The organism is Natrinema versiforme JCM 10478 (assembly GCF_000337195.1).
Classification (GTDB): Archaea; Halobacteriota; Halobacteria; order Halobacteriales; family Natrialbaceae; genus Natrinema; species Natrinema versiforme.
On the sequence record NZ_AOID01000030.1, the window covers coordinates 47,543 to 71,460 of the forward strand.

General features: G+C 62.5%; 24 protein-coding genes. 13 read left to right on the top strand and 11 right to left on the bottom strand.

What is annotated here, in order from left to right:
* Positions 1–116 precede the first annotated feature (116 nt).
* Complete coding sequence (locus tag C489_RS10845) at positions 117–2,348, top strand: CDC48 family AAA ATPase (protein WP_006431295.1); 2,232 nt, start codon at positions 117–119, stop codon at positions 2,346–2,348.
* 158 nt (positions 2,349–2,506) lie between these two features.
* Here C489_RS10845 and C489_RS10850 read toward each other — a convergent pair whose 3' ends face one another.
* Positions 2,507–3,571 carry an ATP-binding protein gene (locus tag C489_RS10850; protein WP_006431296.1) on the bottom strand — a complete coding sequence of 355 codons (1,065 nt, stop codon included), beginning with the start codon at positions 3,569–3,571 and terminating at the stop codon, positions 2,507–2,509.
* A 74-nt stretch (positions 3,572–3,645) separates the two neighbouring features.
* Here C489_RS10850 and C489_RS10855 point away from each other — a divergent pair, with 74 nt between their 5' ends.
* From C489_RS10855 to C489_RS10865, 3 genes are all read left to right on the top strand, one after another.
* The gene (locus C489_RS10855) at positions 3,646–4,158 is read left to right on the top strand and encodes a DUF7382 domain-containing protein (protein ID WP_006431297.1); all 513 of its coding nucleotides are present in this window, start codon (positions 3,646–3,648) and stop codon (positions 4,156–4,158) included.
* 75 nt (positions 4,159–4,233) lie between these two features.
* A complete protein-coding gene (locus C489_RS10860) occupies positions 4,234–5,580 on the top strand; it encodes a hypothetical protein (protein ID WP_239642050.1) in 1,347 nt (448 codons plus the stop codon).
* Positions 5,577–6,758 carry a TrkA C-terminal domain-containing protein gene (locus tag C489_RS10865; protein WP_006431299.1) on the top strand — a complete coding sequence of 394 codons (1,182 nt, stop codon included), beginning with the start codon at positions 5,577–5,579 and terminating at the stop codon, positions 6,756–6,758. The genes C489_RS10860 and C489_RS10865 overlap by 4 nt, the downstream gene beginning before the upstream one ends.
* A gap of 45 nt (positions 6,759–6,803) precedes the next feature.
* Here the strand turns inward: C489_RS10865 and C489_RS10870 are convergent, their stop codons facing one another.
* Positions 6,804–9,050, bottom strand: coding sequence for an AAA family ATPase (locus C489_RS10870; protein WP_049890792.1), 2,247 nt, complete (start codon positions 9,048–9,050; stop codon positions 6,804–6,806).
* 112 nt (positions 9,051–9,162) lie between these two features.
* Complete coding sequence (locus tag C489_RS10875; protein ID WP_006431301.1) at positions 9,163–9,795, bottom strand: helix-turn-helix domain-containing protein; 633 nt, start codon at positions 9,793–9,795, stop codon at positions 9,163–9,165.
* Between the two features lie 86 nt (positions 9,796–9,881).
* On the opposite strand from C489_RS10875, the gene C489_RS10880 reads away from it, so the two are divergent.
* Entirely contained in the window at positions 9,882–10,784 is a 903-nt protein-coding gene (locus C489_RS10880) for a ribonucleotide-diphosphate reductase subunit beta (RefSeq protein WP_006431302.1), read from the top strand.
* Between the two features lie 81 nt (positions 10,785–10,865).
* On the top strand, positions 10,866–11,000 hold the full coding sequence (locus C489_RS22880; RefSeq protein ID WP_006431303.1) for a DUF7128 family protein: 135 nt from the start codon (positions 10,866–10,868) through the stop codon (positions 10,998–11,000).
* Between the two features lie 48 nt (positions 11,001–11,048).
* Here the strand turns inward: C489_RS22880 and C489_RS10890 are convergent, their stop codons facing one another.
* Together C489_RS10890 and C489_RS10895 are read right to left on the bottom strand one after the other, a co-directional pair.
* Positions 11,049–11,294, bottom strand: a complete 246-nt coding sequence (locus C489_RS10890) for a DUF7508 domain-containing protein (RefSeq protein ID WP_006431304.1) — start codon at positions 11,292–11,294, stop codon at positions 11,049–11,051.
* On the bottom strand, positions 11,294–11,725 hold the full coding sequence (locus C489_RS10895) for a DUF5796 family protein (protein WP_006431305.1): 432 nt from the start codon (positions 11,723–11,725) through the stop codon (positions 11,294–11,296). Before C489_RS10895 ends, C489_RS10890 begins: the two co-directional genes overlap by 1 nt.
* A 161-nt stretch (positions 11,726–11,886) precedes the next feature.
* Here C489_RS10895 and C489_RS10900 point away from each other — a divergent pair, with 161 nt between their 5' ends.
* From C489_RS10900 to C489_RS10920, 5 genes are all read left to right on the top strand, one after another.
* Positions 11,887–12,759: a shikimate kinase gene (locus C489_RS10900; RefSeq protein ID WP_006431306.1), complete on the top strand. Its 873-nt coding sequence runs from the start codon at positions 11,887–11,889 to the stop codon at positions 12,757–12,759.
* Complete coding sequence (locus C489_RS10905; protein WP_006431307.1) at positions 12,756–13,091, top strand: chorismate mutase; 336 nt, start codon at positions 12,756–12,758, stop codon at positions 13,089–13,091. Before C489_RS10900 ends, C489_RS10905 begins: the two co-directional genes overlap by 4 nt.
* 257 nt (positions 13,092–13,348) lie before the next feature.
* A complete protein-coding gene (locus C489_RS10910; protein ID WP_006431308.1) occupies positions 13,349–13,579 on the top strand; it encodes a hypothetical protein in 231 nt (76 codons plus the stop codon).
* Between the two features lie 9 nt (positions 13,580–13,588).
* Positions 13,589–14,005 carry a PIN domain-containing protein gene (locus C489_RS10915; RefSeq protein WP_006431309.1) on the top strand — a complete coding sequence of 139 codons (417 nt, stop codon included), beginning with the start codon at positions 13,589–13,591 and terminating at the stop codon, positions 14,003–14,005.
* Positions 14,006–14,319: 314 nt separating this feature from the next.
* Entirely contained in the window at positions 14,320–16,113 is a 1,794-nt protein-coding gene (locus C489_RS10920) for a bifunctional metallophosphatase/5'-nucleotidase (protein ID WP_049890787.1), read from the top strand.
* 673 nt (positions 16,114–16,786) lie between these two features.
* On the opposite strand, the gene C489_RS10930 is transcribed toward C489_RS10920, so the two are convergent.
* The 4 genes from C489_RS10930 to C489_RS10945 all read right to left on the bottom strand — a co-directional run bounded on the left by C489_RS10930 (position 16,787) and on the right by C489_RS10945 (position 18,149).
* A complete protein-coding gene (locus C489_RS10930; protein ID WP_006431311.1) occupies positions 16,787–17,140 on the bottom strand; it encodes a type II toxin-antitoxin system PemK/MazF family toxin in 354 nt (117 codons plus the stop codon).
* On the bottom strand, positions 17,137–17,376 hold the full coding sequence (locus tag C489_RS10935; RefSeq protein WP_006431312.1) for a hypothetical protein: 240 nt from the start codon (positions 17,374–17,376) through the stop codon (positions 17,137–17,139). The genes C489_RS10930 and C489_RS10935 overlap by 4 nt, the downstream gene beginning before the upstream one ends.
* Positions 17,377–17,523: 147 nt before the next feature.
* Positions 17,524–17,907, bottom strand: coding sequence for a PIN domain-containing protein (locus tag C489_RS10940; protein WP_006431313.1), 384 nt, complete (start codon positions 17,905–17,907; stop codon positions 17,524–17,526).
* On the bottom strand, positions 17,904–18,149 hold the full coding sequence (locus tag C489_RS10945; RefSeq protein ID WP_049890793.1) for a hypothetical protein: 246 nt from the start codon (positions 18,147–18,149) through the stop codon (positions 17,904–17,906). The genes C489_RS10940 and C489_RS10945 overlap by 4 nt, the downstream gene beginning before the upstream one ends.
* Before the next feature lie 430 nt (positions 18,150–18,579).
* Here C489_RS10945 and C489_RS10950 point away from each other — a divergent pair, with 430 nt between their 5' ends.
* A complete protein-coding gene (locus C489_RS10950) occupies positions 18,580–19,941 on the top strand; it encodes an RNA-guided endonuclease InsQ/TnpB family protein (protein WP_006431315.1) in 1,362 nt (453 codons plus the stop codon).
* A gap of 11 nt (positions 19,942–19,952) precedes the next feature.
* On the opposite strand, the gene C489_RS10955 is transcribed toward C489_RS10950, so the two are convergent.
* Complete coding sequence (locus C489_RS10955; RefSeq protein ID WP_006431316.1) at positions 19,953–20,348, bottom strand: CopG family ribbon-helix-helix protein; 396 nt, start codon at positions 20,346–20,348, stop codon at positions 19,953–19,955.
* A gap of 103 nt (positions 20,349–20,451) precedes the next feature.
* On the opposite strand from C489_RS10955, the gene C489_RS10960 reads away from it, so the two are divergent.
* Positions 20,452–21,315 carry an FKBP-type peptidyl-prolyl cis-trans isomerase gene (locus C489_RS10960; protein WP_006431317.1) on the top strand — a complete coding sequence of 288 codons (864 nt, stop codon included), beginning with the start codon at positions 20,452–20,454 and terminating at the stop codon, positions 21,313–21,315.
* A 66-nt stretch (positions 21,316–21,381) separates the two neighbouring features.
* Here C489_RS10960 and C489_RS10965 read toward each other — a convergent pair whose 3' ends face one another.
* Positions 21,382–23,916, bottom strand: coding sequence for an efflux RND transporter permease subunit (locus tag C489_RS10965; RefSeq protein ID WP_006431318.1), 2,535 nt, complete (start codon positions 23,914–23,916; stop codon positions 21,382–21,384).
* Between the last annotated feature and the right edge of the window lie 2 nt (positions 23,917–23,918).

The following is a 23,918-nucleotide window of genomic DNA, read 5'->3' on the forward strand; positions in this document are numbered from 1 at the left end:
TAGCGTCCGGTCCTACCTGTGTGTGATAGCTACTAGCACAGGAAATGACTCACCCTAGCAAAAAACCTATCCGCGCACGTATCGGAGTCATTGACATCGCGGTCCATCCCTAAATCATGAACGAAGTCCAACTGGAGGTTGCGAAGGCATACCCGAACGACTCGGGTCGTGGTATCGCCCGACTCGACCCGGACACGCTGTTGCATTTGAAGCTGAGTCCGGGCGACATCATCGAGATCGAGGGTGCAGATACGACTGCCGCGAAGGTCTGGCGTGCAGACCGGCAGGACTGGAACACCGACACCGTCCGCATCGACGGCTTCACCCGCCAGAACGCTGACGTCGGTATCGGCGAGCGGGTCACGATCCGCAAGGCCGAAGCGACGAAAGCCGACAAGCTCACGCTTGCGCCGCCGGAAGAGGCGTCGGTTCAGTTCGGTTCCGACGCCGCCGGTATGGTGAAACGACAGATCCTCAAGCGACCGGTCGTCGGCCGCGACATCGTTCCCGTGATGTCCTCGACGAACCACCCGTTCATGCGGTCGCCGGGCCAAGCGATTCCCCTGATCGCCGTCGAGACCGAACCCGAAGGCGTCGTCCTCATCACGGAAGACACCGACGTCGAACTCCGCGAGGAACCCATCTCGGGCTTCGAGAAGACCGGCGGCGGGATCACATACGAGGACATCGGCGGCCTGCAAAACGAGATCCAGCGGGTCCGGGAGATGGTCGAGCTCCCGATGAAGCACCCGCAGATCTTCAAGAAACTCGGCATCGAGCCCCCACAGGGCGTGCTCCTGCACGGCCCGCCGGGCACCGGGAAAACCCTGCTCGCCAAGGCCGTCGCCAACGAGACCTCCGCCAGTTTCTTCTCTATCGCCGGGCCGGAGATCATCTCGAAGTACTACGGCGAGTCCGAACAGCAGCTCCGGGAAATCTTCGAGGACGCCACCGAGGAGTCGCCGTCGATCATCTTCATCGACGAACTCGACTCCATCGCGCCTAAACGCGAAGACGTCACCGGCGAGGTCGAACGACGTGTCGTCGCCCAGCTGCTGACGATGATGGACGGCCTCGAGTCCCGGGGACAGGTTATCGTCATCGCCGCGACGAACCGCGTCGATTCGGTCGATCCCGCACTGCGCCGCCCCGGCCGCTTCGACCGCGAGATCGAGATCGGCGTGCCGGACGAGACCGGCCGTGAGGAAATCCTGCAGATCCACACCCGAGGGATGCCCCTTTCCGACGACGTCAGCCTCGGGCATCTGGCCGACGAGACCCACGGCTTCGTCGGTGCCGACATCGAGAGCCTGACCAAGGAAGCCGCGATGAAGGCACTGCGCCGCTACCTCCCCGAGATCGATCTCGACGAGGAGGACATCCCGCCGAGTCTGATCGATCGGATGATCGTCAAGCGCCAGGACTTCAGCGGCGCGTTAAACGAAGTCGAGCCCTCGGCGATGCGGGAGGTGCTCGTCGAACTCCCGAAGATCTCGTGGGACGACGTCGGCGGCCTCCACGACGCCAAAGAACAGGTCCAAGAATCCGTCGAGTGGCCGCTCTCGAACCCCGAGCGGTTCGAGCGGCTGGGCGTCGATCCGCCGGCCGGCGTGTTGCTCTACGGCCCGCCGGGGACCGGGAAGACGCTGATGGCGAAGGCCGTCGCCAACGAGACGAACGCGAACTTCATCTCGGTGCGCGGCCCGCAACTACTCAGCAAGTGGGTCGGGGAGTCGGAGAAGGCCATCCGCCAGACCTTCCGCAAGGCCCGGCAGGTCTCGCCGACGGTCATCTTCTTCGACGAGCTCGACGCGCTCGCACCGGGCCGGGGCGGTGAAACCGGCTCGAACGTCTCCGAGCGCGTCGTCAACCAGCTCCTGACCGAACTCGACGGCCTCGAGGAGATGGGCAACGTGATGGTCATCGGCGCGACCAACCGACCGGACATGATCGACCCCGCACTGCTGCGCTCAGGTCGGTTCGACCGACTGGTCATGATCGGCGAACCCGACGTCGACGGCCGCGAGCGCATCCTCGATATCCACACGGAGGACACGCCACTCGCGGCGGACGTGACGCTACGAGAAATCGCCGAGATCACGGACGGCTACGTCGGTAGCGACCTCGAGTCGATCGCCCGCGAGGCGGCCATCGAGGCGCTGCGCGAGGACGAGGAGGCCGACATCGTCGAGATGCGTCACTTCCGGCAGGCCATGGAGAACGTCCGGCCGACGATCACCGACGACATCCTCGACTACTACGAGCAGATCGAAGAGGAGTTCCAGGGCGGCACGAGCGGCGGGCCGGACCCGTCGGGTCGCCGCGGCAGTCGCATCGGCTTCCAGTAGTCGCAGTTATAGCCGCACTCGTCCGTCGCTGGACCGATTTTCCGTTTTCAGCGTTCCATTTTCACCGCCGAGTCTCGCTTGAGGGACGATTCGGAGTCAGACTCGAGGCCCGCGATCGGAGGTACCGCTATTCGTCTCGTCGGAGTCGTTCGTCCGTGTCATCCGCCACCGGGCGCGCTGTCGCTTGCGTTCGGACTGTCGCCCCCGTGTGGCGTGTCGCGGTCTCGAACCCGCGCCGCGTGAACCGTCTCCGTCGCGTCGTCGATCACGACGACATCACCCGGAGACTCGGGCAAGCGGTCCGCATCGGCCAGCGAGCCGTTCATGTACGTCGGCTGGGCGCTCTCGAGGGCCGCCAGATCCGATCGAGCAGTCAGCCGATGGGAAACGAGGATGTCCGACTGGGAGATACCGACTTCGGGGACGGCACTCGGGCGCTGTGTCGCGGCGACGAGACTGACGCCAGGGGCGCGCCCGCGCGTGAGAATCATCTCGAGGGCGGGTTCGGCGACGCCGTCGAAGAAGGTGTGGGCCTCGTCGAGCAGGAGCCACGGCAACCGATCGATCGATCGGCGGATCCGGGCGCGGTACAGCGTCTCCGCGATCCCGCGACAGACGGCGTTCATCGGTGCATCCGCGAGCCCCGAGACATCGACGACCGTCGCTTCCGCGGTCGCGAGATCGGTAGCCGCGAGTCCGTCGGCGTCGAAGACGCCCCACGACTCGGCGAGGCGGAGATGGTTTTCGGCGGCGCGCGTCGCGGCGCTCGCGGCGTCGGCCGACTCGAGGTGTGTCCGCATGCCGTCGATCGTCGATTCGACCTGTGCGGCCTGCCAGAGCAGCCCGCCAGCACCGCTCTCCGGCGAGAGCCCGAGCAGTGCACACCAGGATCGGGGGTCGAGCGAGTCGGGTGCGACGGCCGGCTCGTCGATCACGCGTGCGGGGACCGCGTCGCCGGTCGCGGGCCGCGACAGCGTGTCGAACGCACCCATCGGATCGACGATCACGGGAGCGACGCCCCGCGACCGCGCGAGCCCTTCGGCGATGACGCCCATCGTGTAGGATTTCCCGTAGCCGCGCTTGCCGACGAGCAACACCGCGTGGGGGGAGTCCAGATCGAGGTGGACGGCCGCGCCGTCGCTCCCGTCGAGCGCGCGGTAGGAGCCGAGGCGACAGACCGGCCCGTCCGCGAGGGCGGCGTCGCGACCGAGTACGAAACTCACGGGCAGACTTCCCGCGGCTTCGTATTTGAACCCGCGATCCAACGTTTAAGGCGGAAGGCGGGGCCAAGCGGGGCGTGACTTCGAAACGGACCGACTCGGATTCGACGGATCGGATGAACGGCTCGCGGTCGTTCGCTCGAGACGACCGCGCGATCGAGGGGTTGCCGATTCGACTGGTGATCGCGCTGGTCGTCGGCGTCGCGGCGCTGGCGATCATGCTGAACATGCTCGGCGGTATCGGCAGCGTCGGCGATACGGAGGTGACCGTGAAAATTGCCGACGACGATCAGGTGATCGAAGCGGACGCCACCGGATCGAGCGCGGAAGTCAATGCGTACGCGATCGACGAAAACGGTAACAACGTCTCGGACGCGACGATCGTTGCCACTGCCGATTCCGCACAACTCGATGGGGTGCTCGACGAGTCCACCGGAGACGATAATCACGCGACGCTGGATTTCGACGGCAGCCAGAGCCTCCGCGCGGATCAGGATATGGGATCGATCCAGTTAGAGGTCATCCCGCCGTCGGACAGCAACTACATCGACGAACAACCGAATCCGACCATCCGCGTCGTCTCCCGCTGAGACCGTGACGCCACGCTATTCAGCCGTGACCGCGGTCGGATCTCCCGAACCGGGCCGACACCGAACGACGAATCGATGCAGAACGCACCATCACCGTGGGCTCGAGCGACCATGATCGGGACGACGACCGAACTCATCACCGGACTGGCGTTCGGGCTGGTCTTCGGCATCGGCCCCGCGATCGTCGTCGGTCTCCTCGGGGCCGCATTTCACCATCGCGGATCGACGCTTCCGTGGCCCGGCACCGTCGCGATCGCGCTGTCGCTGACTGGACTCAACGCCGCCGCCGCGGGTGTACTCGAGACCGGCACACGATCACCAGCGCGACTGGCGATCGGGGCTGCCGCGGTCTGTCTCCTCGCAGTGTACGCCGTCAGTCAAGGCGAACGCGCCGCAGCGGAGTTGCCGATCGGGATCGAACGGCCGGTCCTCCGACGACGGGCCCTCGCTGCCGAAGCTATCGATTCGATCGATGCGACGGGGCAAGTGACGATCCAAACGACGGGGGAGATTCGCGATATCGATGGCTACCCGTCGCTCTCGCCCGACCTTCAAGCGACGCTCGAGGCGGATTCGTGGCGGCTGCCCGCCGACCTCCCGCTCTCGGCACTCGAGACCCGACTCGAGACGCGGCTTCGAACCAAGTACGGACTGGCCGCGGTCTCGGTGTCGATCGACGGCCGCGGTCGGGCAACCGTCGCCGCGGCACCGCCCTCGGGTGGCGATTCGACGGCGGTTCCCGACGGGTGGCGGGCCGTCTCGGTCGGCGCTCTCCTGCCCGCGGGACTGGCACCCGGCGACGACGTCGCGGTTCACGTTTCGGACGACGTAGTTCGGGGAACGGTTCTGAGCACCGATCGAAGTGACTCGGCCCGTCCCTCCGGCCGAACCGAGGCCGAACCGGAAGTCGATCTCGGCACGCGGTTCGCCGGGAGAACGCGACCGACCGCCGAAACGGCCGGTGGCGACGGGCGTGTTACCGTCGCGGTTCCGTCGGGCCGCGCCGACGCGTTGCTCGCCGCCGATCGCGCTCGAATCGTCGTTCCCGCCGGCGGGACGGACGCCGACCGCGAGGCGATCTCCCGACTCGAGCGGGCCGACTACTCGATTCGGCGCGCTCCCGTCGGAGCGATCGAGGCCGCCCTCGAGTCGGGAGCGGGTGTGAACGATGACGATCTCCACATCCTCGCTGCGACCCGTCGCAACGAGATTGAGACCGATACTGACGGAACTGCCGCGACGAGTGCGGAGACCATTGCCGACCGCGAAACGTGGACCGTCGACCCCGACGGGGAGGATCTCGAGGACGGGGACGACGCGTTCGTCGTCGGCAAGCGGACGACGGTGAAACGAGCGCTCGACGCGACCCGCGACTCGGAACTGGACTCGAACACGATCGCGGAGACGGAGGTGAGGTCGTGACGGGAGTCGTCGTTTTGCAGGCGGTCGTGACCGAGTGGACCGAAACGGCACTGATCAACGTTCTCGGGTTCGCCTTGCTCGCCGGCATCACGGCGACGATCGTCGCGTTCGGCTACCGCGCCGCCAGCGCTCGAGTCGCCCCGGTCGGCGTCGGCGTCTTCGCCGGCCTCGCCGTCGTCGCGGGCTGGCTCAACGCGGTCGGTCTCGGGCACGCGACGATCATCGACGGGACGCCGCTGGCCCATCACGCGACCGCCGCGTACTTCCTCAGTGCGGTCGCTATCAGCGCGGGAACCGCCGAGGGCGGGCGTCGGATCGGCGACCGGTTCGCCCGCGACGCCTTCGATATCGATCGACTGGCGGCCGCCGGCGAGGGCGCGTCACTCGTCCGGTCGGCCCGGCGACCGACGCCGGTCGAGTTACCCGAGCGAGTCGACGATATCGACGGCTATCCGGCCGCCGACGCGGCGACCAAACGCGACCTCGCCGGGCGGACGGTGCTAGTTCCGCAGTACCGCGACGTATCGGCGCTCCGATCGCGGCTTGCGAGACGTCTCGAGCGGGATTACGATATCGACCACGTCTCGATCACGGTCGGAGACGACGAGGGTATCGATCGCCTCGCGGTCGGTCGACGGCGGACCGGGCTCGGGTCGACCCTGCCGGACGGCACCGCCGCCACCGCGATCCGCGCCAACCCGTCGCCGACCGCCAGCGCCGGTGATCCGATCGAGGTGTGGACGGTCGAGGACGAGGGAGACTCGAGCCAGCTCGTCTCGACTGGAACGCTGCGAGCCGCAACAGGGGATGTCGCGACGATCACCGTCGACGCCGACGCCGTCGACGGGTTCGAGTTCGAGCCCGACTCGAGGTATCGGCTGACGACGCGATCTGAGCCGCCGGACGACGGCTACGGGTTCGTCTCCGTGCTCCGTGCCGCCGACGAGACGGTGTGCTCGGTGACAGTTGCGGACGGCGACCCGGTCGACAACGAGTTCGTCGGCTGGCTCTCGGGCACCGTCCTCGTCGCGGTGCATGACGACGACGTGATCCCGTTTCCGGACGAGAACGAGACGGTACAAGACGGGGATCAGCTCTTCGTCATGGGAATTCCCACCGAACTGGAACCGCTATCGGCGAATAAAGGGAATCAAGCGGCGGACCGGATCGAGAATTGAGCGGCGGCGGAGCGACGGGTGTCGAACCACGGTGTTAGCTCCGATTCACGCTACATCCGTCTCGTCTCGAGCGGCCTCGATATGGTGGCGTTCGATGCGGACCGTCGACGCCTTCTCGTTTGCCGTCTCGGGATCGTATTCGTTCGCGACCTCGCGGATCGCCCGCATCGAGGCGTTCCTGATCAGGGCCTTGAGGTCGGCCCCGGTGTAGCCCTCGAGTTCGGCCGCGAGGTCGGTGATCTCGAGATCGTCACTGAGTGGTTTCCCCTGTGCGTGGACCGCGAGGATCTTCTCGCGGGCCTCGAGATCCGGCTCGCCGACGAAGACGTGGGTGTCGAGCCGGCCGGGGCGGAGCAGTGCGGGATCGATCTGGTCCTTGCGGTTGGTCGCGGCCAACACGACGAGGTTGGGATTTTCGCGCATCCCGTCGAGTTCGGTCAGGAGCTGCGAGACGACGCGCTCGGTGACCTCGTGGCCGTCGCCTCGAGCGGCCGCGATGGCATCGATCTCGTCGAAGAAGACGATCGACGGGGCCGACTGCCGGGCGCGTTCGAACACCTCGCGGATCGCCTTCTCGCTCTCGCCGACGTAGCGATCGACGATTTCGGGGCCGTCGACGCGGACGAAATTAACGTCGGTTTCGCCCGCGAGCGCGCGTGCGAGCAGCGTTTTTCCGGTTCCGGGCGGGCCGTACAGGAGGACGCCCGACGGCGGATCGGTGTTCGTCTCCTCGAAGAGCCGGTCGTAGGTCAGCGGCCACTCGACCGACTCGCGGAGCGTCTGTTTGGCCGCCTCTAATCCGCCGACGTCGGAGAAATCGGTGGTCGGTGACTCGGCGACGTATTCGCGCATGGCCGAGGGTTCGACGGACGCGAGCGCGGTATCGAAGTGTGTCTTCCGCACTGTCGGGTTCCGGTTCCACACTCGCTGCTCGTCGGTATCGGTCGGCCGATCGCGGATCGCAGCCATCGCGGCCTCGCTCGCGACAGCGTCTAGATCCGCCCCGACGAAACCGTGGGTTCGCCGCGCGATCGCGTCGATATCTACGTCGTCAGAAAGCGGCATGCCGCGGGTGTGTACCTCGAGGATCTCCCGGCGACCCTCCTCGTCGGGGACGCCGATCTGGATCTCGCGGTCGAAGCGGCCGCCCCGGCGGAGCGCGGGATCGATCGCGTCGACGCGGTTGGTCGCGCCGATGACGATGACCTCGCCGCGGGCGTCGAGGCCGTCCATCAGAGTCAACAGTTGGCCGACGATCCGGTTTTCGGCATCGCCCTCGTCGTCGCGGGTGCCGGCGATCGAGTCGATTTCGTCGAAGAAGATGATCGTCGGCGCGTTCGCTTCCGCCGTTTCGAACACGTCGCGGAGCCGCTCCTCGCTCTCTCCTTTGTACTTCGACATGATCTCCGGCCCGGAGATCGTCTCGAAACGGGCGTCGACCTCGTTGGCGACTGCACGGGCGATCAGCGTTTTTCCTGTGCCCGGCGGGCCGTACAGCAGGACACCCGACGGCGGTTCGACGCCGAGCCGCCGGAACAGTTCTGGCTCCGACAGCGGGAGTTCGATCATCTCGCGGACCTGCTCGAGTTCCTCGTCTAACCCGCCGATATCCTCGTAGGTGACCCCGGAACTCGGACTGGGTTCGGGCTCGTCGGCCGCGACCTCGGAGCCGGAGTCGGTCTCGGTCAATGTTCCCGTCGATTCGCCCGATTGCCGGTCGCGGCTGCGGCCGCCGGCTCCGGAGCCGCTTGCGGTCGCGGTATCGCCCGCTCCGACTTCGGCGTCGACGATCTGGATCGTCGTCGCGTCGGTAATGCGAACGTCGCCGTCCGGGTCCGTGTCGGTCACCCTGAACGGCTGCTGGTCGATCCCTTCGATCCGGACCTGTTCGCCGGCGCGAACCGGCCGGTTGCGCAACTTTTCCGTCGCTTCGCTCTCGGCGGCTCGCCGCTGGCGATCGGGGAGTCCCGGCGGCGCGACCAGCGTGACCCGATCTGCATCGGTGATGGTCGACTTGTCTTTCGCCCTGACAGAGACGGTGTCGCCGACGTGGACACCGGCGTTGGCCCGCGTATCGCCGTCGATCTGGACCGCGTTCTCGGAGACCGACTGGTCTGCGGGCCACATCTTGGCGACGGTCGTCTCGTCGCCCTCGATCACGACGGTATCGCCGCTGAGAATACCGAGCTGTCGCCGCGCCGGTTCGGGGATCCGCGCGACGCCCCGGCCGGCGTCTCCCTTCTCCGCGGCCCGAACCGACAGCGTCACGCCGTCCGATTCCGACGAACTCATACGCGTTCCTTTCGCGTCAGTCGCCTTGAGAATTGTCCCGTCGCTGGCGGTCGAAACCATCGGGAGCCTGGTTCGACTACCGAGACAGATCTCGAGTCCAGTCTCTCACGGCTCAGAGAGCGTTCTCGAGGAGCCGATCAATGCCGCGTCGCAGCCGTTCGGAGGCCGAAGGGGCTGAAATCCCCAACCGGTCGCCGATATCCTCGGTTGACGCCGCCCGCGGAACCTCGAAGTAGCCCGCCTCGCGAGCCGCGACCAGCGCCTCGTACTGCTCGCTGGTGAGGCCGAACGGTGGGTCGTCCGATGACGACTCCCGGGTGAGCTGCTCGAGTTTGAAGGTACCGCCTCGGTCCGTACAGAACGCCCGGTACTCCGCGAGCGCTTCCCGGTCCGGAAACCGCGCCCGCGCCCACCAGCCGTCGACGGTCACGATCCCGCCCAGCGGCGTCGTTCCGAGTTCGATGTACTTCCGATAGATCGGGAGCGGCGGGTCCCGGAGCCTGATCCGATACATCGCGCCCTCGGCTCGCTCGTCTATTCGTCGAGAGGTCTCGACCGTCGGATCGGACGCGAGTGCCGCGGCAAAGCCCTCGGCGGCTCCCGTGGTCCTGCAGAGAACGACCGGCCGGTCGGGGTCGACGACGAGGATCCGTTCGATGTAGAGCGTCACGTCCGGAGCGGCCGCTACCGCGTCCGTCAACGGCAGATCCGGGGAGTTGAGCTGGAACTCCGCGATGAGGCCCATATGTTCCCTTTCGTGCGACCGCAGTTAAGCACCCTTATGAGTTAGATACAGGTTGATCGGCGATCGGCGCATATGTTCGGGTACGAATGGGATCCGACGACCAGCCACCACTGCAACTCGAGACGACGGTTCGATCGTACAACTACTACCGCAACGCGGTCGAAAAACACTGGGACCCACACGAGGTCGATCTCGAGGCGGACCGCGAGGGAGTCGCCGACCTCCCCGAGCCCGCCTTTCGGGGGCTCAAGCAGTCGCTTGCGCTGTTCGGCGCGGGCGAAGAATCGGTGACCGAGGACCTCGCGCCGCTTGCGGTCGTCCTCGAGGACATCGGCGATCAGATGTTCATCACGACGCAGCTTTACGAGGAGTCCAAACACACCGACTTCTTCGACCGCTACTGGCGCGACGTGGTCCGTCCCGAAGAGCAGCGGCGCGGGCAGGATCTCACGTCGCCGACCGACGAGGCGTGGTTCAACGAGCCCTACGACGAACTGTTCGAGCGCAACGAGCAGGCGATGGCACGACTCCTCGAGGAGGACACGCCGGACAACCGCGCGAGGGCCTACTGTCACTACCACCTGACCATCGAGGGGATCCTGGCCCAGACCGGTTACTACGGACTCACCCTCGCCTACGGTGAGAACGAACCCGACCTGCCCGACCTCCCGGGACTGGTCGAAGGACTCAAACTGGTCCGCAGCGACGAGGGACGCCACGTCGGCTTCGGGATGGCGAAACTCAAGTCGCTCGTCAGCGAGGGCGAGGTCGACCCCGACCTGCTCCGCGAGACGATCGACGAACTGGTGCCGCTCGTCCAAGAGAGCCTGGCCGGCGATGAGGGGGCCAGCACCGAGGCGGGGCCCGGGCCGAGCCCGTCCGATCTGGCCGACTATGCGTACACGAAACACGAACAGCGCATGCAACAGATCACCAGCGCGAGCGAGGCGATTCCGGACGTCGAAGAGTTGACCGAACTCGACGCCTGAGGACCGGTTCAAGGGAGTTCGTCGGGTTCGGCTGCAGGGACCGGAGAAACGCCTTTTATCGTCCGTGTTCCACCGTCTAGCATGGTCGTCCAGACAGAACGCGACGACACGACCTGGTACGAGTGCGAGAGCTGCGGGCTCCTCTTCGACGAGCAGTCGGACGCGACGGAACACGAGCAGCGGTGTGACGGCTCCGATCCGACCTACATTCAGTAAGTCGATCGCCTGATCGGCTCCGACCCCGCTCTCACCCCCGCGAGCCGCTCACTCGAGTCGCTCGCGGTGTTCGGCCGCGAGTTCGCGCGCTCCCTCGAGCGTGTGGGTCTCCGTCCAGCGGACGCGGTCGCCGTCGCCGTAGGCCAGCGCAGTCTTGAGTTCGTCCCGGAGGACGCCGTGGTCGACCGCGAGCACCGTCCCCGATCCGTCGCCGAGTTCGTAGACGCCGGGTCGGTCCGGTGCGGCGGCGACAGTCTCTCGCTCGAGGTCCCGCCAGGGTTTTTGCAGCGGCATCAGTCGGCGCTCTCGACGAGTTCGTAGGCGTGTTCGCTCATCTCGTCCTCGGCGAAGACGAAGACGCGACCGTCGACGAGCGAGAGGTCGGCGTCGACGCGGATCGAATAGGCCTCCGTCGCGACGGTCACGCCCGGAAACAGTTCCTCCTCGTCGTCGCGATCGAGCATCACGCGGCCGACGCCGGTCGTCTCGAGGATGTCGTCGTGGGTGTTCCGGTCGTTGACGTAGGTCATGACGCCCTCGACGCCGTCGGGGTCGGTGACGAGAACGTGGACCTCCTTGCCTGGCGGGGTCGAGAGGGGCCCCTCGACGGGTTCGGGCGGCCCGTGGTAGAATACCTCCCGGCCGTCGTGGTACTCGACGACCACGCCACCGTCGACGAAATCGACGCCGATCGTGCTGGGGGCGACGTTGTTGCGCGCGCTCATGTGCGTTCGTTCGGTCGGATCGGGGAAAAGCGGTGTGTTCCAGTCGCCGGTTCGTCTGCCGTCCGCTCGGCACGGTTGCCGTCGCCCGCGGACCGAAACGCCCGATCGCCCGATTCGCCGAGACCGTCAGCCGTAAATACGCGCTCTGAGTCGCTTGTGGTATGGATGGCCGTGCTGTCGCCCCCGCAGCCGGGACGGTACTCAACGCACTTGCGACCGGTACGGGGTCGGCCTTTGCGATCGACCTCGAGACGACGGCAACCGTCGAACTCACGAGCGACAGTGAGATCGTCGGCGACATCGCCGGCCGGCCCGACGCCGACGCGACGCTCATCGAGCGCTGTGTCGAACTGACGGTCTCGGAGTACGCCGACGCGGCCGGATTGGACGAGACGGATGTGGGCGCTCGCGTCCGCACCGAAAGCGAGATCCCGATGGCCGCCGGCCTGAAGAGTTCCAGCGCCGCGGCCAACGCGACGGTGCTCGCGACGCTCGATGCCCTCGAGGTCGCCGATTCGGTCGAGCGGATCGAGGCCTGCCGACTCGGCGTCCGGGCCGCTCGCGACGCCGGCGTCACCGCCACCGGCGCGTTCGACGATGCCAGCGCGAGTATGCTCGGCGGCGTGACGGTGACCGACAACGCGACCGACGCGTTGCTCGCTCGCGAGGAGATCGACTGGACGGCGTTGGTCTACACCCCGCCGGAACAGTCCTACAGCGCCGATGCGGACGTGTCGGCCTGCGAGCGGATCGCGCCGATGGCCCGACTCGTCGAGGAACTCGCACTCGACGGCCGCTACGCCGAGGCGATGACCGTCAACGGCTTCGCCTTCGCGGCCGCACTCGAGTTCCCGACCGGGCCGATGGTCGACGCCATGCCCGACGTCGCCGGCGTCTCGCTGTCCGGAACCGGGCCGAGCTACGTCGCCGTCGGGGAGCAAGAGACACTCGAGGCGGTCGAGCAACGCTGGGCCGAGCGCGACGGAACGACACGATTACTGCAAACGCGGACGGACGGTACCCAAACGACATGACTCGAGAGCCAACGGACGCGGCGACCGACGGTGGAATCGACGAGGAGGAACGCACGCCGGAGGAGATGAACCTCGACGAACTGCGCGAGGAGATTCGGACGATCGATCAGGAGATCGTCGAACTGATCGCCCAGCGAACGTACGTCGCGGATACGATCGCGGCGGTCAAAGACGAACAGGGACTGCCAACGACCGACGAGAAACAGGAACAGCAGGTCATGGACCGGGCGGGCGACAACGCCGAACAGTTCGATGTCGACGCGAATCTGGTCAAGGCGATCTTCCGGCTGTTGATCGAACTGAACAAGGTCGAACAAAGAGAGAGTCGGTGAGGCTCAAGACGCACTCCTTAGGCGTTCTATCCCTCAAGTAGCAATTTAAAATTCGTTTTTGAGGTATCCTTCGCGTTCGATTGGAGTCGGTGAGCAGCCGGAAGACCGGATACGCATCCGTATTGAAGACGTTCCAACAACACCGCCAGAGCCCCCGCTCAGTATCGATGAGAGGAGCACCACGAAGCTAGCGATCTGTTCTTGCTGCTGTGTCCCAACCCAAAGGCACAATATTCCGTGTACACATAGTTTCCTGTATGCCCAGTATCACCGTCAACGTCGACGACGACCTCAAAGACCGGATGGAGAGACACCCGGAAATCAACTGGAGTGAGGTTACCCGACAGGCCATCCAGGAAAAAATAGAGACACTTGAAGTGATGGACGAACTCACGTCCGGGAGTGAACTCACTGAGAGCGACGTCGCCGATATCGCCGACAAAATCAACGATAGCGCACGCGAGCGCGTCGAAGAGGAGTCAGAGTAGCCTCAACGAATGAAGCTGGTCGTCGATGCCAACGTCGTCATCTCCGCGCTCATCGCTGACTCGAAAACCCGTAAACTCATCGTCACACTCGAACCCGACCTCCTGACGCCCGAATTCGTCTACGACGAGATCGAGAACTACACGGATTTGATCGTCGAGAAGTCCGGTATGAGTCCAGAGCGAGTCGCCCAGTTCGTCGACCTCCTGTTTCAGTACATCGAGGTCGTCCCCGCCGACGAGTTCTATCCGCACATCGAAGAGGCCGAAGCAGCGATCGGTGAAACTGATCCGGACGACGTGCTGTACGCCGCCTGTGCTCTCGCCAGTGATGCAGCCATCTGGAGCGATGATACCGACTTCGACAAACAAAATCTCGTCGAGACACATTCGACAAGCGACGTGATCGACTCATTCGACACACTCTAGTCGATCGGAACGACCGCCTGTAGAGCGGGAGTATCTCTATTTATATATAGTGTCTACAGACGCCCTCTCCATCTCGAATTTAGGGGAATAAGTCTGTGATACGGCTTTACTTTCACGAGATTACAGCATAGATTTAAGATATCTGAACAAAGTTGAACAAAGAGAGAGTGGTAACAAAACAAAGTATACAGAGTCTGTCTCGTAGGGTTAGGTTGTAGATCTCTTTCTGATTGTTGCTCAACTGGTCTCGGGTAGACGCATAACATACTACGAACATCCCAGATGTCTTGCTGCGCGGTCACAAACAACACGATATGATAGATGAGTCGTACATGAGTGACTGGCGGCAGTTCGACGGTCGCCCAGCCCCCGACGGGGAGGCCGACCTGACGCTTGCGCATCTCACAGACCTGCACGGGCAACTCGGGCCGTCCCATCAGGTGTACTACGACAATCCTCACTCTCGACCTGATATCGAGTTTGACGGCGACCAAACGGTTCGCCCAGTCCGTGGAATCGCGACCCACGTCGCGAAGCTATCAGAACTTCAGTCGGGTGGCGACAGCGACCTCCTGACGCTCGCAAGCGGTGACACCTTCCATGGGACTGCCGAGACGACGTACACGAACGGGCAAGTGATGCTCGACCCGCTCAACGAACACGTCGAACCGGACGTCTACGTCCCCGGAAACTGGGATTTCGGACACGAAGCGGCTGCTGATGGAAGCGCCTGCGAACTGTTCGATGCGATCGATGCGCCGGTTCTTGCGTGTAATCTCCGCAACGACGACGGGGAACTGCTCTACGATGGGACGATCTGCTTCGAGCGGGCCGGCATCAGCGTCGGTGTCGTCGGTATGACGAACGTCTACATCGATCAGATGGCCCCTGCGTTCCACGAGGGGAAGTACCAGTTCGACAAGGCACCGAAGCTCCTCGACGACGCTGCGAAGGCTCTCCGCAACAAGGGCGCAGACTTCGTCGTCGCGGTGACCGAAATCGGTCTGCCCTGGATGGTACAGGCTGCCAAAGACTTCGAGAGCATCGACCTGATGCTCAGTGCCCATACCCACGAGTATACGCACGACCCGATCGTCATCGAGCAGACCGGTACTGTCGTCGTCGAATCAGGCATGGGGGAGGCGCTGGGACGAATCGACGTTCGGTTCGACCCGGAGGGCGCGGCATTCCGGCACGTTCTCTACTGCTTCGTCGAGGGCCACGAGTACACACCCGATCCCGACCTGGAAACACGCGAGACGATCAAACAGGTTCGTGCTCCTTTCTTTGGTGACGATACCGTACACGAACGCGGGGACGTGACGCTCGACCGGCCACTCGATACAGTCGTCGGCGAGACTGATCGCCCGCTTTCCCGGCAGTCGTTCCTCGAGAGTGCGTGGAACACATTGTTCAACGACGCACTCCGGGAATACTTCGAGACCGATCTTGCGGTGGCACATGGGTTCAGATACGGACAGGCGATTCCCGCCGGCGAGATCACGCTCGGAGACCTCTACACCGTCTTCCCGATGACGGCACCGGTCGCCATCGGTGACGCGTGGGGACAACAGCTTCAGACACACATGGAGCGGTATCTTTTCAACAACTTCACACCCCACGTCTATGGCCAGGAGGATGGCCGCGTCCGCAGCTATTCTTCGAACGTTGAGTGCGTCCTCGACCCGACTGCCAAGCGCGGGCGACGACTGGTCGAGATGCGTGTGGATGGCGATCCGATCGAGGCTGGCGAGACGTATCGTGTTGCGACGTTCCGGCGACCGGGCGATCCCGACCGGGATCTCGGTGGCTGTGGGTTCCCGTTCCGTAACGTTCGGGTCGAGTCTGGAACGATTCCTGTAGATATCATCGAAGAATATCTTGCCGCCCATTCGCCAGTCGAGTACGACGTAATGGGCCTCGTGGAAACGGTCGGTGATGGCGCACAGAACACCCCTGCGGATGGGCCGTATCCCTATATCCAGCCTGGCGTTGATTACGCCGACGGGACGGAATATATCCAGACCAGTATGATACCACGACGATTCGACCACGCAGTAACCTGTCGAACCGAGGAGCACCAATTCGGTACTGAAACACGTGAATAGTGCCCATCGATGGTCTCAAACTCGGTGATGTACTCTCGGGGTGACTAGCAGATATCGATTTGACGTACCAGAGATTAGCGACCCGATTTCCGCGTACAGTCTTCACGCCAGGCTGCTGTACACACTGATTACGATTCGCCTTGATCTGGCTGACGACCTCGACACTACGATGCCTATGTTCGACGGCGAACTACTCGATCACGGAACCGGAACCAAGTGACCTTATCGCGTAGAATTGCGGCTGCTGTTTTCACAAGAACAGTGACGGGTGTGCATTCTGGTCACGCTCGGCACGATTGATCGGTAGTTCGGTTCTCCACTCTATATGGTGAATCTCATCCATTTGAACAAGGTAGAGCAAAGGGATAGTAGATAGCACTAAGCGAGTTCTTGAGAGCGTGTACCGCGTGATTCGACCTCAGAAATCGTCCGGTTGTTGTTCAGTTAGTTCGTATCGAAGGGTATGGGCTGTGGACCGATAACCGGAGCCAGCGGACACTATACGTGCGAACCGAACTTTTGCGCTGCGGGCGCGACGGAGTCGCGCCCTCGGCAAAACTTCGATGAAAAGCACTCCTCCCTCCCCTGCGGGTCGGTCGTCGGCCCGCTCACTCACTGCGTTCGCTCGCGGTGAGTGCACACTTCTCCGCCTATACTGATCACAGCAGATACGTCAGTCCAGTCCGAGACTCAGTTTCAACGCTTCGTCCACTGTCTCCATTGACTCTCGGTCGAGACTTCCAAGCACCGAGTGAATCCGTTTTTCGATGGAGACGACACGAATTTGATCGAGGCGAATGGAAGAATCTTTCTCGAACGGCGACTCCGCTGCTTCAACAAGAACCTCGAACGGATAACCCCGATATGTCCCCGTCGCAGGTGCAACGATAGTCGTACTAGCATTCTTATTCCCAACATCGTTCTGGACGACTACCGCAGGACGAGTTTTCTTCATCTCGTGCCCTTCTGCTGGATCAAAGCGAACGATAACGACGTCACCGCGACGAACCTCCGTATCCTCGCTCATTCATCCAGCCCGCTCCACGCTTCGTCCGACGCTTCATCCCACTCGTCCGCAAGTTCTTCCGCACTCTCAGAAGCCTCGCGATACGCGGCAGCCAGTTCGTCCTCGTCGGGATGATCAGATTCTACTTCGACGACAGCGACGGTTACACGCTTGTTTGCGTATTCCGTCCCGAGATAGATTCGGCCTCGGTCGTCGGTCTCGTTAGTTCGTAGGTCCCGCGCATCTACTTTCGTCATGTTACCGACTTGGACCGACTGCTGAATAAGTGTTGCCCACTATTACCCACAATAGGTGTGCTCGGTGACTCCTACCATGAATTTTATCTATCTGAACAAGGTCGAGAAACGCGAGAATCGGTAACTCACCACATAATTGCTGCTACATCATTCATCAGTAGGTTCGAGCGGGACTCGTTCCACCTCAATGTCTTCGTACTCTTTCTCCGATGAGAGCACATTCAGCGTACGTGTTTCTGCAGTCGCGGCGTGGAACGCATCGAACGCCGTCATTCCCTCGTCGTAGTAGTTGACGGCCTTCAGAACTATTTGTCGCTCTTCCTCGTCTCGGACAGGGACGAGCTCAAGCAGGTTTGCCACGAGTGGGATGTACTCAAACTCGTACCGTTCACGGGCGAGAAGGAGTTCGAGATAGGAGAACGCCGATGTTTCTACGTCGTACTCCTCCAGTGCTTCTTCTGCTGATTGCTGCAACCAGTCCGAGTCTTTGGCGAGCGCAAGCAAAAAGTCAGTCTCGACGTAAACCGTCATCTATCGTCCCCTTTCTCACGGGCCTCAGCTTTCCCTTCTGCTTCGATGTCCGCACGAATATCGTCGCTGGACGTGTCACGTAACTCGCCTGCTGCCTCCCGAACTGCAGTGAGCGGGTCGTCCGCAACCGGAACGAGTTCGATTCTATCCTCGTACGTAACGATGTGGTACTTTTCGCCGTATTTTTCTCGTACGTCTTTGGGGATGTACAGCCTCCCCTGCCCGTCCGTTTCTGCTGACATGACCATGACTATGGTGCCATAGACAAAGAATCTTACCACCAGTAGGCGATTAATGGTACAGTCATCAGTATTCCATATATTCGAATATTGAATATTATATATCTAAATAAGGTCGAGAAAAGTGATAAGGTATAGCACTAATCGGGTTTACTACCGCTTCTACCGGACGGTATCGGTCGAAAGCCTTCCGATTGCTGTGTAGCTGGGTCGTGGATTTACCAGAATTGAGGCGAGAATGCCCCTCCCTCAAGGAGCGAGTATTGCGAGCGAGTAGGGGGGATGAATCGCCGCACGACAGTACAAGCCATTAAGTGAACACATCTCTAATCAAGGGATAGCGATGGAGTACAGTCACCGCTATCCCNGGGGATGAATCGCCGCACGACAGTACAAGCCATTAAGTGAACACATCTCTAATCAAGGGATAGCGATGGAGTACAGTCACCGCTATCCCGCATACCCGACACAACAGGTAGCGGCTGTACTGGACTCTCACATCGACATTCATCGCCAAGCGTACAACTACACCCTGTACGAGTACGAGAGCGTGGACGCCGACGACATCGGTTCCGCGTACAAACACCACTACCGACTCACCAACTGGAAAGACGAATACCCCATCTTCTCGGAAGTAAACTCTAAAGCACTGCAACGAACCGTCACTCGGTTCTACCAGAACCTCAACGGACTCTCCGAGCAGAAGCAAAACGGACGCAAGGTCGGGAAGCTCACGTGGAAGTCACCAACGGAATTCCAGAGTATGACGTATTCGCAGTCTGGCTTCGAACTCAAAAACACGAGTGGCCGACGCGCGACACTCTGGCTCTCTAAAATCGGCGACATCCCGATCCGCTACCACCGCGAAATCCCCGACGAAGCCGACATCAAAGAAGTCACCATCAAGAAGGAGACAACTGGCGACTGGTTCGTCTCCTTCGGGCTGGAAACCGACGACGCTGACCTGACCGAGAAACCCGACGTGAACTCACTCAATACGAGCAATAGCGTGGGTCTTGACCTTGGTATCCTCAACTACATTCACACCTCAGACGGGACGACTGTGGATTGGCTCGATCTCGAAGACGAGTACGACCGACTCCGCCACGAGCAACGCAAGCTCTCGCGGAAAGAGCAAGGGTCGAACAACTACGAGAAGCAACGCCGAGAAGTGGCGAAGGTCAAGCGACACATCCGTCGGAAGGTGCTGGACTACCAGCACAAAATCACGACGTGGCTCGTCGGCGAGTACGATGCTGTGTTCGTCGAAAACTTGGACGTGAAGGGGATGCTGGAACAGTCACAGAACGCTCGCAATAAGCAGGACGCGGCGTGGCGACAGTTCATCACGCTCCTCGAATACAAGGCAGACTTGTACAGCTGTCACGTCCTTCAGGTGGAAGCAGCAGGAACGACGAAGGAGTGCGCGAAGTGCGGTGTGGAGACGGCGAAACCCATCTGGGTTCGAGAACACTCTTGTCCGTCGTGTGGGTTCGAGTGTGACCGGGACGCGAATGCGGCGCTGAACGTCTTGCAGCGCGGCTTTTCTGAACTAGGGCTGGGATGGCCCGAAGACACGCCTGTGGAGACTGCACTCCCTACGGACACTCATTCGNGGGACGCGAATGCGGCGCTGAACGTCTTGCAGCGCGGCTTTTCTGAACTAGGGCTGGGATGGCCCGAAGACACGCCTGTGGAGACTGCACTCCCTACGGACACTCATTCGATGTCTGCAAAGCGCGTCATCGAAACAGGAAGCCCCACCCTCAACGAAGCCGCACCAGCGGCTGAGTAGGGTGGGGTAGTTCACACCCCACTATCACGGATGACCATCACCTTCACGCGGCGCACGTCATCGAAATCACGGAGACGGTACGTCAGTTCACGGACCCGCTCGGCAGCGCCTCGGCAGAATAGTGATTCGAGACACCACTCGCCTTGGTGAGTATGACTCGTATTGAGAATCACGTCCTGATACCCGTGCTGGACGGCGTGGAGTTCCTGTATCACTTCGTGGTGGCGATAATCGAAAGCAACGAGGGCAACGACCTCCTCAGTTGTCTCCTCGAGGCGAGTATGGGCTTCGATATACTCCAGCATCGCCTCTCGGACGGCCCGCGACCGATTTTCGATCCCCTGTTCCGTCCACACCCGGTCGAACTCCTCGACTACCTCGTCTGGGATGTTGAAACTTGTTCGCACGGCTACTGATTCGTCTTTCTCCTACAAGAGGGTCCGCGTATGACGATTCCCCTGATCCGGTATTAAAAACCGTTATTCGCGTCCTCAGCGGAGTTCGCCGTAGATGTTACACGGTGACTCGCTCGGGCTTCTCCTCGGGGCGGTCGCACTCGGTGGCATTCACGGCATCGAACCGGGTCACGGCTGGCCCGTTGCCGCATCCTACGCGCTCGACCGAACGAACAAGTGGGCATACGGGTTCGCGGCGAGTTTCATCCTCGGCGTCGGCCATCTCGTCAGCAGTATTGCGATGGTCGGAGCGTTCTTCTACGCGAAGGAGTACTTCGATCTCACGCAAGTCAACGAGCCGATTCCGATTCTCGATGGCATTCACATCGGTGGACCGGTTAGTCTCGTGGCCGGTGTCTTACTCATCGCGCTCGGCATTCGTGAGTACTCTCACGGACATTCTCACGGCAACCACGATGCTAACCACGACTCCGATCACCACAACTCCGACCATGGACACTCGCATGACCACGAACACAACTCGGAGGTGCATCACGGTCGCTCGCGGGAACGAGGCCATTCACGTGGTCACAGCCACGACCACGATAACGGTGGACTGATTTCTCGGCTGAAGAGCGTCGTCCCACTCGTCGGCGGGCACTCTCACTCCCACGATGACCACGACGAGGCCGCCGACCGGACCCTCCTCGGTATCGCGTGGTTCGCATTCGTCCTCGGATTCGCCCACGAGGAGGAGTTCGAGATTATCGCGCTCTGTGCCGGGTCGAACTACTGCCTCGAACTCATGAGTGCGTACGCCATCACCGTTATCGTGGGTATCGTCAGTCTGACGATGCTGTTGATTGCGGGCTATCAGCACTCCGAGGAGAAAGTCGAGCAGTACACGCCGTACCTCCCGGCGTTCTCCGCAACCGTCCTCATCATCATGGGTGTCGGATTTATCAGTGGTCTATTCTAAGGTCAAAGTGAGCGAGTTGAAGAACGGAGAGCAGTGAGGATCGATCCGCCGTTAGACTCGAGTCGCCTAGTTCTGCCCCGCTAAAGATCGAAGCGACTCCCGCCACTGGATCTCCCCGAGCGGGCCGAATCGCCTCTCGAGGCGGTCCCAGACGACGATCGTCGAGGGAAGCAGGAGGATCGACGTGAGATAGGCGTAGAAGATCCCCAGCGCGAGCAGGAGTCCGAACTCCATGATCATGGGGATCAACGCGAGGTACAACACGCCGAGTCCGCAGACGGTGGTGAGCATACTGCCGGTCAGGGCACCGCCGGTGCCGCGGACGGTCACCTGGAGCGCCTCGTGGACGTCGGCTCCCGCCTCGTATTCGTCGACGAACCGGTGCATGAAGTGGACCGTGTAGTCGACGCCGAGCCCGATCGAGATCGACAGGATCGGGGTGTTGATCGGCGACAGCGCGATGTCGAACAGGCGCATCGAGCCCGCCAGCATCGCGACGGTCACGAGGACCGGAACGAGGTTGATGACGCCGTAGACCATCCGTCCCTCGAGCCACCAGTACGACAGCATCAGGAAGACCGCGGTGAGGAGGAACGCGACGACCAGACTCTTGATCGCCGAGTCGCCGATGCGGTCGATGACGGCCTGATTGACCACCAACTCGCCCGTCGCCGTCGCGTCCATCTCCATCTCGTCTGCGACCGCCTGGGCGGCGTGGGTCGCGTCCGTCTGGTCGGCGTCGGAGTCGACCTGATAGACGATGCGGGTCGAACTACGGTCGCTCGTGACGTACTGTTGGGCGGACTCTTCTTCGAGCAGTTCGTCGTAGACCCGGTCGATATCCCGATTCGGAAGCCCGTCGTTGTCCGAGTCAGTTTGCCTGACTGTCGCTGCGAACTCGGGGTCGGACGACTTGCGTTGCTCGATCGTGCCGACGACGCTGTCCGCCTCCGCGCGCCGATCGGTTTCCTTGAACGTCTCGGGCGGATCGGTAAGCGCCCGGTCGATGTCGCGGAGCCCGGCGGCCGATCTCACGTCCGGATCGTCCACGTAGACGGTTACCGACCCCACGAGCCCCTGATCGAAGTCTTCCTCGAGGTAGTCGAGTACGGTCATGAACGTGTACTGACTGGGTGCGAGCGGTCCGGGAAGCCGTTCATACTGGTCGATCCGATCCTCGTCCGGGAAGAACGCCTCCTGCGAGAACTCCGAATCGACGCCCGTGCCGTAGCCGGCCGCTGCCGCGCCGAAGACGAGCGCGCTCACGAGGATGATCGCGGGCGCGATCCGCGCGAGCGTTACCCCGACCGGAAGGATCCGACCGAGGACGGAGTCTTCGTTCCCCATCGGGCTCGTGCCGAACTTCGGGAATCGAGTCCCGTCGCGGAGTCGATCCAGTCCGACCTTCCCGGCCGGGAGGAAGACGCCGAAGATGAGGAAGGTAAACAGGATACCGACCCCGGCGACGATACCGAAATCACGGAGCTGGCCTATCGAACTCGTCAGGTTCGAGGCGAATCCGATTACGGTCGTCATCGTGACGATCAGGAACGCACCTGTGAGCTGGCGCGTCGTGATACCCATGGCGTCGCCGATCGCCGCACCGGTCGCTCGTTCCTCACGGTATCGGTTGATGATGTGAATCCCGAAGTCGATCCCGACGGCCAGCAAGAGCGGGAAGACCGTGATCATCATATCCGAGAACGGAATGCCAGCATAGCCCATGAACCCGAACGTCCAGAGCATCGTCATCATCAGCGCGGCCAGCCCGAGGGCGAGATCGACCGGGTCGCGGTAGGCGACGATCAGGAAGAACAGGATCAACACGAGCGCCGCCGGGAAGACGACGATCGCGGTGTCGCCGAGCAGTTGCAGCATCTCCTCTTCGATGATCGCGCTGCCGAATACCTCGACGTTCTCGCCCGTTTGGTAGCCGTCGATCTCGTTGGCTACCGCGGCCGTTTCCGACTGGAGTTCTGCCGTGTCGTCCGTGTCAGCGTTCGGCGGCGTATCGTAGGTGACCGCGATCTGGCCGACATCTGCCTGTGCCGACTCCCGGGTAAAGTCCGTACTCACCGGCAGCCCCGCGGCCTCATCGGCGTCCGCGATCGCCCCCTCTAACTGCCGCTGGGAGGCGCGTTCGATGGCGCGTCGCTGCGTTTCGGGCGTGTCCGCCTCCGGATCGAGTTGTTGGGCGACGAGCGAGGCCGGACTCGTCGACGACTCGACTCGCAGCCCCGCATCGTTTTCCGCCCGCTCCTGAAACTCGAGCATCCGGAGGAGGCTCTGCTTCGAGAGGGTGTTGCGCTCCTCGATGAACAGGCTCGCGGTCGAGCCGCCGCCGTCGCGACCCTCCCGCTCGAAGTCGGCTTGCATATCCTCGAGGGCCTGCTGTTCTTCCATTCCCTCGGTGAACTGGTCGGTTCCGGCCTGTTGCTCGCCCCCGCCGCCGATTCCGCCGACGAACAGGACGGTAACGACGGCAAAGGCGAGGACGATCCGCCACGGATGGTCAGTGATCGCCGTATTGAGTCGATCGGGAAGGGAGCGATCGCTCTCCGCGGCATCGTCCCGGTCGCGGATCTCGTCGATGTCCGGCATCG

What these genes read in the sequence shown, in the direction of transcription:
- C489_RS10845 (WP_006431295.1), top strand. Translation starts at nt 117, where the DNA reads ATGAACGAAGTCCAACTGGAGGTTGCGAAGGCATACCCGAACGACTCG.
- C489_RS10860 (WP_239642050.1), top strand. Translation starts at nt 4,234, where the DNA reads ATGCAGAACGCACCATCACCGTGGGCTCGAGCGACCATGATCGGGACG.
- C489_RS10870 (WP_049890792.1), bottom strand. Translation starts at nt 9,050, where the DNA reads ATGAGTTCGTCGGAATCGGACGGCGTGACGCTGTCGGTTCGGGCCGCG.
- C489_RS10875 (WP_006431301.1), bottom strand. Translation starts at nt 9,795, where the DNA reads ATGGGCCTCATCGCGGAGTTCCAGCTCAACTCCCCGGATCTGCCGTTG.
- C489_RS10880 (WP_006431302.1), top strand. Translation starts at nt 9,882, where the DNA reads ATGGGATCCGACGACCAGCCACCACTGCAACTCGAGACGACGGTTCGA.
- C489_RS22880 (WP_006431303.1), top strand. Translation starts at nt 10,866, where the DNA reads ATGGTCGTCCAGACAGAACGCGACGACACGACCTGGTACGAGTGCGAG.
- C489_RS10890 (WP_006431304.1), bottom strand. Translation starts at nt 11,294, where the DNA reads ATGCCGCTGCAAAAACCCTGGCGGGACCTCGAGCGAGAGACTGTCGCC.
- C489_RS10895 (WP_006431305.1), bottom strand. Translation starts at nt 11,725, where the DNA reads ATGAGCGCGCGCAACAACGTCGCCCCCAGCACGATCGGCGTCGATTTC.
- C489_RS10900 (WP_006431306.1), top strand. Translation starts at nt 11,887, where the DNA reads ATGGATGGCCGTGCTGTCGCCCCCGCAGCCGGGACGGTACTCAACGCA.
- C489_RS10905 (WP_006431307.1), top strand. Translation starts at nt 12,756, where the DNA reads ATGACTCGAGAGCCAACGGACGCGGCGACCGACGGTGGAATCGACGAG.
- C489_RS10910 (WP_006431308.1), top strand. Translation starts at nt 13,349, where the DNA reads ATGCCCAGTATCACCGTCAACGTCGACGACGACCTCAAAGACCGGATG.
- C489_RS10915 (WP_006431309.1), top strand. Translation starts at nt 13,589, where the DNA reads ATGAAGCTGGTCGTCGATGCCAACGTCGTCATCTCCGCGCTCATCGCT.
- C489_RS10920 (WP_049890787.1), top strand. Translation starts at nt 14,320, where the DNA reads ATGATAGATGAGTCGTACATGAGTGACTGGCGGCAGTTCGACGGTCGC.
- C489_RS10930 (WP_006431311.1), bottom strand. Translation starts at nt 17,140, where the DNA reads ATGAGCGAGGATACGGAGGTTCGTCGCGGTGACGTCGTTATCGTTCGC.
- C489_RS10935 (WP_006431312.1), bottom strand. Translation starts at nt 17,376, where the DNA reads ATGACGAAAGTAGATGCGCGGGACCTACGAACTAACGAGACCGACGAC.
- C489_RS10940 (WP_006431313.1), bottom strand. Translation starts at nt 17,907, where the DNA reads ATGACGGTTTACGTCGAGACTGACTTTTTGCTTGCGCTCGCCAAAGAC.
- C489_RS10945 (WP_049890793.1), bottom strand. Translation starts at nt 18,149, where the DNA reads ATGTCAGCAGAAACGGACGGGCAGGGGAGGCTGTACATCCCCAAAGAC.
- C489_RS10960 (WP_006431317.1), top strand. Translation starts at nt 20,452, where the DNA reads ATGTTACACGGTGACTCGCTCGGGCTTCTCCTCGGGGCGGTCGCACTC.
- C489_RS10965 (WP_006431318.1), bottom strand. Translation starts at nt 23,916, where the DNA reads ATGCCGGACATCGACGAGATCCGCGACCGGGACGATGCCGCGGAGAGC.